This is a genomic window from Oleiphilus sp. HI0123 (assembly GCF_001635315.1).
The window spans coordinates 1-11724 of the sequence record NZ_LWGE01001689.1; the positions used below are offsets into that span (position 1 = coordinate 1).

11 protein-coding genes are annotated in these 11724 nt (G+C 45.0%); 6 read left to right on the plus strand and 5 right to left on the minus strand.

The window, feature by feature from the left end; all coding sequences use genetic code 11:
- Nucleotides 1-25: 25 nt before the first annotated feature.
- The 4 genes from A3761_RS22855 to A3761_RS22870 all read left to right on the plus strand — a co-directional run bounded on the left by A3761_RS22855 (nucleotide 26) and on the right by A3761_RS22870 (nucleotide 5218).
- On the plus strand, nucleotides 26-331 hold the full coding sequence (locus tag A3761_RS22855) for a helix-turn-helix transcriptional regulator (RefSeq protein ID WP_197470031.1): 306 nt from the start codon (nucleotides 26-28) through the stop codon (nucleotides 329-331).
- A gap of 20 nt (nucleotides 332-351) precedes the next feature.
- Nucleotides 352-3768, plus strand: coding sequence for an efflux RND transporter permease subunit (locus tag A3761_RS22860; RefSeq protein ID WP_068553430.1), 3417 nt, complete (start codon nucleotides 352-354; stop codon nucleotides 3766-3768).
- Nucleotides 3755-4834, plus strand: a complete 1080-nt coding sequence (locus A3761_RS22865) for an efflux RND transporter periplasmic adaptor subunit (protein ID WP_068515892.1) — start codon at nucleotides 3755-3757, stop codon at nucleotides 4832-4834. The genes A3761_RS22860 and A3761_RS22865 overlap by 14 nt, the downstream gene beginning before the upstream one ends.
- 204 nt (nucleotides 4835-5038) lie before the next feature.
- Entirely contained in the window at nucleotides 5039-5218 is a 180-nt protein-coding gene (locus tag A3761_RS22870) for a hypothetical protein (protein ID WP_068512752.1), read from the plus strand.
- A gap of 106 nt (nucleotides 5219-5324) precedes the next feature.
- On the opposite strand, the gene A3761_RS22875 is transcribed toward A3761_RS22870, so the two are convergent.
- The 3 genes from A3761_RS22875 to A3761_RS22885 are packed head-to-tail and all read right to left on the minus strand — an operon-like array spanning nucleotide 5325 to nucleotide 8566.
- The gene (locus A3761_RS22875; protein WP_068515889.1) at nucleotides 5325-6146 is read right to left on the minus strand and encodes an SDR family oxidoreductase; all 822 of its coding nucleotides are present in this window, start codon (nucleotides 6144-6146) and stop codon (nucleotides 5325-5327) included.
- 36 nt (nucleotides 6147-6182) lie between these two features.
- Nucleotides 6183-7007, minus strand: a complete 825-nt coding sequence (locus A3761_RS22880; RefSeq protein ID WP_068515885.1) for an alpha/beta hydrolase — start codon at nucleotides 7005-7007, stop codon at nucleotides 6183-6185.
- Nucleotides 7004-8566 (minus strand): NAD(P)/FAD-dependent oxidoreductase, encoded by a 1563-nt coding sequence (locus A3761_RS22885; protein ID WP_068515883.1) that lies wholly within the window; start codon nucleotides 8564-8566, stop codon nucleotides 7004-7006. The genes A3761_RS22880 and A3761_RS22885 overlap by 4 nt, the downstream gene beginning before the upstream one ends.
- A gap of 223 nt (nucleotides 8567-8789) precedes the next feature.
- Here A3761_RS22885 and A3761_RS22890 point away from each other — a divergent pair, with 223 nt between their 5' ends.
- Both A3761_RS22890 and A3761_RS22895 read left to right on the plus strand, forming a co-directional pair.
- Entirely contained in the window at nucleotides 8790-9812 is a 1023-nt protein-coding gene (locus A3761_RS22890; protein ID WP_068515881.1) for an AraC family transcriptional regulator, read from the plus strand.
- 157 nt (nucleotides 9813-9969) lie between these two features.
- Nucleotides 9970-10374: a globin gene (locus A3761_RS22895; RefSeq protein ID WP_082886007.1), complete on the plus strand. Its 405-nt coding sequence runs from the start codon at nucleotides 9970-9972 to the stop codon at nucleotides 10372-10374.
- On the opposite strand, the gene A3761_RS22900 is transcribed toward A3761_RS22895, so the two are convergent.
- Together A3761_RS22900 and A3761_RS22905 are read right to left on the minus strand one after the other, a co-directional pair.
- The gene (locus A3761_RS22900) at nucleotides 10352-10825 is read right to left on the minus strand and encodes a hypothetical protein (RefSeq protein ID WP_068515874.1); all 474 of its coding nucleotides are present in this window, start codon (nucleotides 10823-10825) and stop codon (nucleotides 10352-10354) included. The two genes, A3761_RS22895 and A3761_RS22900, sit on opposite strands and share 23 nt — an antisense overlap.
- 26 nt (nucleotides 10826-10851) lie before the next feature.
- Nucleotides 10852-11724: MBL fold metallo-hydrolase (locus tag A3761_RS22905; RefSeq protein WP_231881293.1), on the minus strand; the 873-nt coding region annotated here is incomplete at its 5' end.

Consider the following 11724-nt stretch of genomic DNA (forward strand, 5'->3'; position numbering starts at 1 on the left):
TAAGACGTAATTTAAGGTGTAGGTGATGGATATTAGTCTGGATGAAATGTCTTCGCGCTCGGCAGAAGCAGAGGCTTTCTTAAAAAACCTGGCAAACAGCAAGCGCTTAATGATTTTGTGTGTTTTGAGTGAAGGGGAGCTATCAGTTGGCGAATTAAATAAGCGGGTGCCTCTTTCTCAATCGGCCTTGTCGCAACACTTGGCAAAGCTTAGAGCAGTAGAGTTTGTGGCAACGCGCAGGGAGTCGCAGACCATCTATTACCGGCTAAACGACCCTCGTGTAGAGTCGATAATTCAGAACTTGTATAACGTATTTTGCCAGCCGAATTAATTAAACCTTAGGGTAATTGCATGACTTCAGCAGATAAATCTTTTATCGAACGTTTGCTCGCCTACAGTTTAGCGGGTGGCTTACCTTCAGCGATTCTTATTGTCTCGCTTTTATTGGGCATGGTCGCGCTGAACTACACTCCACGTGAAGAAGAGCCTCAAATTGTTGTACCGATGGTCGATGTGTTAGTCAGTTCGCCAGGTATGTCTTCTAAGCAGGTAGAACGGCAGGTGACAACACCGCTGGAAAAACTTCTGGCTCAAATCCCGGGTGTAGAGAATGTTTATTCCACCTCAATGAGCGGTCAGGCGGCTGTTACTTTACGATTTTATGTTGGCGAAGATCGTGAAGATGCAATTCTGAATACCTATAACAAACTTCATTCCAATCAACATAAAGTCCCTCAGGCAGTACAAAACTGGCGCGTAAACCCGGTTGAAGTGGATGATGTGCCGATCATGATGTTGGCTTTGTATTCCAAAGGCGATGCTAGCGATTATGACTTAAGGCGGGTAGCGGAAGAGCTGTCGACTTATATACAGGCAATTCCTGATACCAGTGAAGTCAAGGTAACGGGGGGCCGAGAACGAACGATAAGGATTTTTTTACAGCCCGAAAGTTTGGCAGCGCGTCAAAGTACTTCGGCAGACGTCTTGCAAGCTTTACAGGTGTCCAATCTGCTTCAAAGTAGCGGCAACTGGTTCGTTGACAATGAGTCTATTCAACTCGAAAGCGGCGACTTTATCCGCGACCTTAGTAGTCTAAAACAGACGGTGGTCAATGTTGTCGATGGGATTCCGGTAACGCTTCAGGATGTAGCTGAAATTGTTGACGGCCCTGCCAATGCGAGTACTTATACCTGGTTGGATTTTGCTGAAACACATCCAGAATTTGAAGGGGTCCCGATCGCCGCACGTAGTGATTTACCGATGTCGGTTATCAGTGTCGCCAAACAGCCGGGAAGCAATGCAGTCAGTGTGGCTCAGGAAGTTCATAAGCTTATTGCAGCGCTAAAGTCAGATTTATTGCCGACAAGTATCGGCATAGAAGTGCTACGTGATTACGGTGCAACGGCGAATGAGAAGGTTGATAACCTAACGAGTAGCTTGGCCTTTGCGGTCTTTACCGTGGTGGTGTTTATCGCGGTTTTCCTTGGCTGGCGCCCTGCTTTAGTTGTTGGTATTGCGGTACCCATTAGTTACGGGGTGACCTTGGCCTTGGATATGGCTTTTGGTTATACCATTAACCGTGTGACCTTATTTGCTTTGATTCTATCACTAGGTTTACTTGTCGATGACCCGATTACTGGTGTCGATAACATTGAACGATATTTGAAAAAGAAGCTGCGTGGCAAAGATGGAAGCCAGGACCCTGGTACGGCCTCTCAAATTGTTGCAGCGATATCAGAAATCAAAGTGCCTTTGATAATGTCGACCATCACTATCGTCCTGGCATTTATTCCGCTTGCCTTCATTACCGGAATGATGGGGCCCTATATGGCGCCGATGGCTTTCAATGTGCCAGTGAGCGTCGGCGTCAGTACGCTGGTGGCATTTTTAGTGACGCCTTGGTTGGCGAGTAAACTTCTGAAACCTTCGGCCATTGTTGCTGAACAGGGTGAGGACAGTCGTGCTGATAGCGGGAGCCCTTTTTTCCGACGTGTTCTCTCTCCCTTTTTGAATGATCGGAGAAAAGCAAAATGGGTCTTATGGGCTGTGCTGATCTTATTCCTAGCTGCAGCCATGTTACCTATGATGCGCTGGGTTCCCTTAAAACTTCTGCCTTTTGATAATAAAAATGAAGTGCAGATTATTATCGATATGCCAGAGTCAGCGACCTTGGAACAGACAGCGAGTTTGGCTAAGCAGATCTCCTTACAAGTGACGCAAGTAAACGAAGTACTCGCTTCAGCCGCCTTTGTGGGGGTGGCTTCGCCTATCGATTTTAATGGTATGGTTCGCCGTTACTATCAACGCACGATGCCTTATCAGGCAGACTTGCGGCTGACCTTACTCGATAAAGCAGAAAGAGAGCATCAGTCTCATGGCGTGGTGCTGCGTTTAAGAGACTTGCTTAAGTCTTTTAATAAAGAAGGTGTATTGGTTAGAGTGGTGGAAGTGCCACCAGGGCCCCCGGTATTGAGTACCTTGGTCGCTGAATTGTACGGTGACAAACTGACTCCCTACGAGGATATACAGGCTGCTGCATTGAGTGTAAAAGAGCGCCTGGAAAAAGAGCCTTTTGTCGTGGAGGTTGATACCACTGTCGAGGCTGAACAGAAAAAGCTTCGCTATACCCTGGATAAGACAGCAGCAGCTTTATCTGGAATTTCTTCTGCTCAAGCCAATCAAGCTTTAGTTATTGCTAATCAAGGCATGGCAGCGGGTTTCTATCAGCAAGAAAGAGAAACGTCACCCGTTCCGCTTTATTTAGAGCTTGCGGAAGCAGATAAAAACTCGATTGAAGATTTAGCGCGTTTGCAGGTAAGAGGTCAAGCAGGGGTGATCAAACAGAGCAGCCGCTATGGCTTGGACAGTGCACCGGTGCCCCTCGTTGCTTTGGGAGAATTAGGTGCGTTCGAAGAGCATGTCTCGGATCGTGCAATTCATCATAAAGACCTAAAGCCGGTCGTTTATGTGATGGCAGAGCTGTCTGGTAGAACGCCTGCTGAAGTGATTGCTGATGTGAGTGGCGATTTACAGCTTGGGGCAGAAGCGAAACAAGAAAACCTGAATGTTAGTGATTGGCAGTCTCGCAACTTTCTTTCGCTATTCACTGGTGAGTCAGCCGGACAGACTTGGTCGCTACCTGAAAATATCCAGCTCGAATGGGGTGGTGAAGGCGAGTGGAAGATCACCATAGATGTCTTTAGAGATATGGGTTTAGCATTTATGTTTGCTTTGGCAGGTATCTTCTTTGTACTGAAGATACAGACACAATCTGTCCGTCTTTCCTTGATTATTATGTCGGCTATTCCTTTGACGATTATCGGTATTATGCCTGGTTTTGCAGCGCTGAACCTTTTTGGCGAACGAGTGATTGCAGGAGCGCCTGAACCCGTATTATTTACCGCCACAGCGATGATCGGCATGATTGCTTTGGCTGGAATCGTTGTTCGCAACTCTTTGATACTCGTAGAGTTCATCACTCAAGCCAGAGACCGGGGTGTGGAGCTTAAAGAGGCGCTTATACTGGCGGGCTCCGTTCGTATGAGGCCTGTTCTACTGACTGCTGGCACTACCATGCTGGGTAATCTGGTGATTATCCTTGACCCGGTCTTTAGTGGCCTGGCTCTGGCTATTATTTTCGGCATCATTGCCTCAACCATCTTTACCTTGCTGGTGGTACCAATTGTTTACTTGTTGGTGTTCGATAAGCCAGAAAATAACTCATTAACTGATCACGCAAAATTAGGATACGAAGATGCAAACAAATGACTCCGTATTAAAAAAACTGGGCTTACCTGTACTGGCAATTGCTTTACTTATCGTTATGGTTGCCTGGATGGCGGGTGCCTTTAATAACAAGGTAAAGCCCGGGCAAAGTGAGCAGCAAAGTTTGGTAAAACTCGATGAGCTACTAAGGCAAGCGATTGAGGTCGAACGGGTGAAGAAGGAAGTGTTCGAGCCAGTGCCAGCAGGTATTGAAGCGAAACAGAATTCACTTATCTCATCACGTATTCTAGCCAAGATAGAGAAAGTACATGTACGAGCAGGGCAGCAGGTTAAACAAGGGCAGCTACTGATTGAATTGGAAAAGGCAGATTTGCTATCACGGGAGTCTCAGGCAAAAGCGGCTTTGTCTTCAGTGTCTGCACGATTGTTGGAAGCAAAGAATAATCTTAAGCGTTCTGAGGACTTGAGTCAGAAAGGCTTGATTGCTAACGCTGCTTTGGAGCAGACTCAGGCAAACTACGATAGCTTGTTAGCCGGTAAGCAAAGTGCAGAACAGGCTTTGTTAGAAGCGCAAACGGCCCTGGGTTATGCTCAGGTGCATTCCCCTATTGATGGTCTAATAATCGATCGCTTTGCAGAGCCCGGTAATACTGCCCAACCAGGGATGCAGCTTCTTACCTTATATAATCCAGCTACTTTACGAGTCGAGGCGCATGTGCGCGAACAATTGGCGATCGGCCTCAGTTTGGGTGACACCTTGCAGGTAAGGATTCCCTCGATGAATAAGAATCTGCCTTCAGTAATAGAAGAAATGGTGCCAGCAGGTAATGCTGCATCTCGAAGCTTCTTGATTAAGAGCCGTCTGGAGGCTGAAGGCTTGCTACCTGGCATGTATGCGCAATTAAGTGTGCCGGTGGGTACGAAACAACAGATTCTATTGCCTAGTGATCGTATAGCTTATGTTGGTCAGTTGAACGTTGTTTGGGTTTTGGAAAACGAGCAAGTTGTTCGACGCTTTATAAGAGTTGGCGATCAGAAAGAAAACGGGATGATCGAAGTCGTCTCGGGATTGCGTGCCGGAGACCTTGTTTTACCTGTTCAGAGCTAAAGGGGGACTTTCTCCCTATTTTTCGCACCTTTTGTTCGCTTATTGAACAGTTATGCTGGCAATAATGCCAAATAAATCACACTATATTTCAATAACTTGTCGTTTAACATTCGTTGACAGTTGAGTTAGAACTTCCGTGCTAGTCTTCACTTAAATCAAAGCAGTAAGCTTGTTTATCAATCTTTTTGATGTGAAGGAATTCTATTGTCAGCTATAAAAAACTCTATCTCAATACTTGTACTGTTTGTCTTTGCTTGTAGTGCACAGGCTTCGGCTAGTGTCGCTCAGGATGCAAGTAGTGAGTTCGGCAGCATGATGCTATTTTCGGCTGGCTTTGTTGGTTTATTTGCAGCACGTAAGCATATGAAGTCCGAGGCTTCCTAAAGTTCATAATTCGTTAAAGTACGTCCCTGTTTTACCTTGCTGGTTTACCAGTCCCCTTTATGCGGGGTAGCTCTCCATCCCCGCTTTTTTTCCATTTCTGTTAGTTCTACGAACGTAAAAACCGTTTAACGCCTAAAAGCTGGTTAGATACTTTATAGTAGCTGGTCGGTAGTACCTTATAAAGAATATCGACAAACTTGGCATCGGCACCAATTAATACTCGGAAGGTCTTCTTACGCATGCCTTTTTCGATGACTTCTGCCGCTTTTGCAGGGCTTGTTCGTGCCACCGTTTCAAAGTGTTTGGCAAGCTCATTGGAATTAGCTGCTTCAGTTTCAGCAGAATTTGCAATGTTGGATCGAATACCGCCGGGCATCACACAAATAACATCAATATTCTTACCTGAATAAATCATGTCTTGTTGTAAGGCTTCGGTAAATCCGCGAACGGCAAATTTAGAGGCATGGTAGGGCGCTACCATTGGCATGGTGATCAAGCCGAATATTGAAGCGACATTAACGATCATGCCGCGTGATGACTTTTCAAGTAATGGCATCATTTCTCGACAACCCATAACGACACCATTTAGGTTTACATCCATTACTTTGTTAAATAGGGCCTCAGAAGTTTCTTCAAAATAACCAAAAGACGTCATGCCTGCATTATTAATGAGTACATCTAAATGCCCGGATGAAAGCTCAATATCTTTAGCGAGAGCTTGCCAGTCCTCCTTTGAGCAGACATCGGACTGCTTGGAAATAATGGCTGATGAGCCGATGGCTTTACTCGTCTCTTTAAGACCTGCTTGGTTGATATCAGTGACCACTAAATTTGCACCCAGCTGCGCGAATAGTTTAGCAATTGCCTGACCAATACCAGAGCCCGCGCCGGTGATGAGAATTGTTTTGTTCGTCCAAGTGCTTTTCATGTTAAGACCCTTAAGTTGTTATTTTAATTTAGGTGTTTACGCCGCTTGTGCATCCTGACTATGTTTAGGTAGTTTTGTATCCAGCCAGGTAAAGATCGACTCCCTTATTTGAGGGAAGAAGCTTCCTCCCACGGTATAGTGACAGGCTCCTTCGATAACTTTTATGCTGGCTGAAGAGCCATATTTTCGGGTGATCTTATGTTGGATTTTTATCGGTGTGATTTTATCTTCGGTGCCGCCAATCACTAATACCGGGCAGCTTACAGATTGATAATCCACCTTGGAGGGGGGCTTGCGAAATAAGAACCACATAGATAGTTGTGTTGTGACTCGACCTGACTCAAAGGTAGATGCTTGAGTGAGTTGCCTGTGGATATCAGCGCTCTGTGTGTTCGCGATACCGTACTGAATATTTCTTAATAATAAATTGGTATACGAGCGCCATAAGGGAAATTTCAACAAGTTATGTCCAAAGGTTTTGAGTACCGACCAACTTGAAGCATTAATGCCCGCAGGCGCAGCTGAGGAAATTAAAATCAACTGAGAGCAGGGTAGCGCTTGTGCAAGCAACTGCGCGAGTAAACCGCCCATTGAGTGGCCGACTAATATCGGTGATTGATTTGAATGGGCTCTCGTGAATTTATTTATGTCTTGCTTTAAAGAGGCGACATAATCTTCGATACCCAGTCGAGCTAAAGAGCGCCTTTTGTCCTCGCATAGCTTATTCTTAGGGTAATGAAGTGGAAGTCTCGGAACGAGTACAGGGTAGCCTTGTTGTTCAAAGGCGTCTTTCAGTTCATCTAATATGTCTGGTGTGCTCCACATTCCGTGGATCAAGACAACAGGAGGTAGAGATTTCATACTTCTACCTCCTCAACTTTTTCGGTCGTTTGTGTCTTTTCTTTGGCGACGGAAGGCGTACTTGTTTCAGTTTTTTCTACCTTATGAAAAGCTTCAAGAGGCGTGTTGTCATCAAAACGAAGTACACCGTCGTCGAGTTTGCTGTGTTTGATGGCAAAGATGTCTTTGAAGTAAAAGTCCTTATTGCACCATGGAAAGGACTCTCCCTGGCCAGGCAAGCGGTCGAGAGCTCTTAATACGTAGCCAGATTTCAGTGCAACAATGGTGCTTTGTTTGGCGTTTGGTTCACGGTAAGGGTAGACACTTTGGTAACCATTTTGCTCCATGTGTTCCAATAGGCGGCAGACATAATCAAAGGTCAGCTCTGCTTTGAGCGTCCAGGAAGAGTTAGTGTATCCAAAGACCCAAGCAAAGTTTGGCATTTGGCTGAACATCATGCCTTTATAGTTGGTTAGCTTAGGCGCATCGACGTCGTGACCATCGACACTCAGTTTCATTTTTCCCCATAGCTGAAGATCGAGCCCTGTGGCGGGAACAATAATATCGGCTTCAATTTCGTCGCCCGACTTCAACAATATTCCTTTCTCAGTGAAGCGCGCTATATGCTCAGTGACGATACTCGCTTTGCCGGAACGAACTGAATTGAATAAATCTGCATCAGGTACCAGGGCCATACGCTGATCCCATGGATTGTAGGTGGGCTTGAAATGAGTATCGACGTCAGCTGCTCCCGCCAGTGCTTTCCTATTCATATCTCTGACAAGCTTACGAATAAAGTTTGGAAAGCGTTTGGATAACATAAATACCATTTGCTGCATGGTAGTGTATTTGGCGCGCATGATTCTATTCGTTAGGCCCGCCGGGAGTATTTTAGAGATTATTCTAAATAACATGTCTGAAGCGGGGCGAGAGTAGACGTAGCTTGGCGAGCGCTGAACCATGGTGACATGAGCTGCTTTCTTTGCCATTGCGGGTACAACGGTGACGGCCGTCGCACCACTGCCTATGACAATAACGCGCTTACCTGAGTAGTCCATATCAACAGGCCATTGCTGAGGGTGGGCAATGGTTCCTTTGAAGTCATCATAGCCTTCGAAATTTGGCAGGTAACCTTTTTCATAATTGTAATAGCCTGAACAACAGGTAAGGAATTTCGCAGCAATATGGTACTGCGACCCATCTGCTCGCTCGATACTGACAAGCCAGCGGTTTTGTTCCGAGTTCCAGTCAGCTGATATGACTTTCTGTTGAAAACGAATGTACTGGTCCAGGTTCTCATCAGAAACCAGTTCATCTAGATAATGCTTGATGCGGTCAGCTGTGCCAATATATTCACGGTCTGTCCAGGGTTTGAAAGAATAGGAAAAGGTATACATGTCAGAGTCTGAACGAATACCCGGGTATTTGAATAAGTCCCAAGTGCCGCCAATGTTTTTTCGACCTTCAATCACTGCAAAAGAGGTATGTGCGCGCTTTTTCTTTAGGTTGTAGCACATGCCAATGCCAGAAATGCCAGCTCCAACGATCAGTACGTCGAGTTGCTCATAGTCTTTGTTCATGATGATCTCCTGCAATTACCGCGAAAGTTATCGTGCTTCTTTTTTATTAGTTTTCTGCTGAAATATTCGTATCAGCTAAAGTGGGTATATGCAGATTAGTGACTGTTGGTCACATAATATAGGATGCTTCCTGTCAAAAATTGATAAATACGGCCATAATGACAGTTGAGGCTAGTTAATTGTTACTTTGGTCACCTAATTCAAAGAAAGGTCTGTAGGGTTTATGTATGTAGGCAGTGCTAAAAAGAAGCAGTCGATATTAGGTTTGATTCCACTGTTTAAAGCGGTTGAAGACTTGGGGGCAGACCCGGAAGAACTTTTGCGGCGCAGGGGGATGTCCTTGCAGAATATGAATGGTGCCGCCGTGATTGAGCAATCTTTGGAGCTGGATATCGTGTCAGAAGCAATAGACTTACTGAATGACCCTATTCTTGGTGTCAAGGTAGGCAGTCAGGTGACATTTACCTCATACGGTACCTATGCAATGTTGCTTATGAGTGCACCAAATTTTGACCAGGCTTTGAAGGTTGGCGCTCAATTTCAGTCATTATCACTGCTCTTTTCACATATGACTTTGCATTTTGATAAAGATTGGATAGAGCTACGTTATACCTTACCAGAGGCCTCACCTAAACTCAGGACATTTATTGCCGACAGAGACCTTATGGGAACCTATATCTTTGTAAGGGAGTTTCTTGAAAAACCAAACGAAATACTAATTGCTGCAGGTACTGCTCGGCCTAAGCCTGAAGGTAAGTGTTTGGCGGAGTATCAGAAATATATCGACTTTGATTTACATTTCGATCAGCCCTATAACTGGTTTCGGCTTCCACGCGTCATTTTGAGTGTGGCGATGAAGCACGGGAACCCTCTCGCTCATCAGCTATATCGAGTTCAAGCTTATGAGCTATTACGTAAGTTCTATTCGCAAGATGAAGATATTGTTTCACAAACCAAGCAAGTCATTGAAGGCTACGAAGGGCGCTTTCCAAGCGTTCCTGAAGTGGCAAAGATGTTTTCTGTGAGTGAGCGTACCTTCCGCAGAAAACTAAGCGCTGCCAACACGAGTTACCAAGGTATCCTGGATGAGCATAAGAAACAGCGCTGTCTAGGGATGATGGCTGCAGGGAAAGTGTCAGTGGCCGCATTGGCTGATCAGTTAGGTTACGCTGAGTCCGCTAGCTTTTTGAGAGCGTTTAAACGTTGGACTGGATGTACGCCTAAAGATTATCTTAGAAGAGTTTAGCGAGTAATTTATCCCGGCTGGCTATAAGACTACTCGTATCTGCAGCCTTGGAATATCATCTGAGTGAAAACGATAATTACTTAGAACAATGTGCATGTTTAGTCTAAAATATTTTCTTTCTGAATAAAAATTGCATTGGAGCGCTTAAGTAATGGGGATGATTGAATCTCTCGGGAGTCATTTTGACGATAGTTACGATTTTATTCTGAGTAACGATAGCAACTTTTTTGATTCTTTCTATACACACTTTTTTAATAGCTCTAATTTAATAAAAAATGCTTTTGCTTATATCGATATGGATAAGCAGAAGCAAATGCTTCGAGAATCTATAAAGCACTTAGTCAAATTCTACTGTACTAATAAAGAAAGCGAATACCTAAAAACTATCGCTCGACATCACGCCGATAAAGTTCGAGCTGACGAATATATGTATAAACTTTTCGTAGACTCTTTCATTCAGGCTATTGAAGATACCTACCCTAACTTTTGTGAGGAAGCAGCTTTAGTTTGGCGATGCGCCTTAAAGCCAGGCATCGACTTTATGAACTCTTATAAGGCTTAGCTGAACAGTGTTCCCAATTTGGGTCTTTAGAGACCAGTTTCCTGTTAATAATAAACAGACTCGGAACCAGGATGAAAGCGGTGCTGACTATGTCTGCAATAGTATGATATTGCTGGTAAAGCATTAAAATCGCATACGCTAAGAATGATACTCCCAAGGCAACTTGCCAGTGAACTTGAAACGTTGAACCTTGAGTTAATAACATCACTAAGGCCAGGGATAATGCTGTATGAGTGCTGTAGTCTAGTGAGACTGTAGGCCAAATAAGAAAATAGTTATCCAGAGCCATTAAGGCGTAAACCAGCGCTACTGATACCAAGGTTTGTAGACTGAACCTGGCTGCTGTTCGGTATTGTTTATTAAGGATTTGTCTGGCGATAAAGCCAAGTACAAGCAGTCCTAACAAAGGGATATAGGCATCGGCGATGGCATCAAGTTGCTGGTAGTTCACTTTGTTAGCCTTGGTGTAAATCCATCTTATAAAAAGCTGGGATAGTTGGGCAGTTTTGCCGTGACCAGTTCGTCATGAGCCGGGACGATCACTAAGTCAGGGTCACGTTTGCTTAAAGAGTGAATTTGATCGATGACTTTTTCCGCTTGGTCTACGTTATTATCGACACCAGTTGCCCACTGAACAATCTTCGGACGGCCGCGGTTGTCTTGAATTCCTTTGATCGCCCATGTTGCATCGCCAATGAAGAAATAGCGCCCTTTGTCTGGCGTATTAACAAAAAGACCCAAGTGCCCTTGCGAGTGCCCGGCCAGGTCGACTAACACTAAGCTGCCGTCACCGTAGATATCCAAACTTTTATCGAAGCCTTGGTAGGGTTGATCTAAGAGCTTTATGAATTGCCATTTGATGTCAGGACTATCAAATTGCGATAAGACAAAGCCGGGTGGCTTGCCTTGGTGCGCGGCGTCATGCTCTTGCTGTTGAATCCATACCGGTGTTGCTGGGAAGTCTTCAATTGCACTGACATGATCCCAGTGCATATGGCTAGGGATGATGGCTTTAATTGTGCTGATGGGGTAGTTATTCGCGTTTAACTGGCTAATGGCGGGTTTAACGTTTTCGATCGCGAACAACTGTTTCTCCCAAAAAGCGAATACTTGCATTTGTTCTTCGACTTCAGTGCCGATGCCGCTATCCCAGAGCAAATCACCCTTTGGATGTTTGATAAGAATTGCGTTATGCACTAACGTTCGCTGAGTAAACCAGCTACCACTGGATACCACCATCGCTTCTTGCGCGCCGCCTGATTCAGCGGTGACGATAACTGAAAAACTAAGATTTGCAGGTATCATCTCTCCAGCAAAAGTTGATGTGCTGCTTGTGAAAGTGATAAGCAG

Coding starts and splice junctions, on each gene's coding strand:
- A3761_RS22855 (WP_197470031.1), top strand. CDS start 26: ATGGATATTAGTCTGGATGAAATGTCTTCGCGCTCGGCAGAAGCAGAG.
- A3761_RS22860 (WP_068553430.1), top strand. CDS start 352: ATGACTTCAGCAGATAAATCTTTTATCGAACGTTTGCTCGCCTACAGT.
- A3761_RS22865 (WP_068515892.1), top strand. CDS start 3,755: ATGCAAACAAATGACTCCGTATTAAAAAAACTGGGCTTACCTGTACTG.
- A3761_RS22875 (WP_068515889.1), bottom strand. CDS start 6,146: ATGAAAAGCACTTGGACGAACAAAACAATTCTCATCACCGGCGCGGGC.
- A3761_RS22880 (WP_068515885.1), bottom strand. CDS start 7,007: ATGAAATCTCTACCTCCTGTTGTCTTGATCCACGGAATGTGGAGCACA.
- A3761_RS22885 (WP_068515883.1), bottom strand. CDS start 8,566: ATGAACAAAGACTATGAGCAACTCGACGTACTGATCGTTGGAGCTGGC.
- A3761_RS22890 (WP_068515881.1), top strand. CDS start 8,790: ATGTATGTAGGCAGTGCTAAAAAGAAGCAGTCGATATTAGGTTTGATT.
- A3761_RS22895 (WP_082886007.1), top strand. CDS start 9,970: ATGATTGAATCTCTCGGGAGTCATTTTGACGATAGTTACGATTTTATT.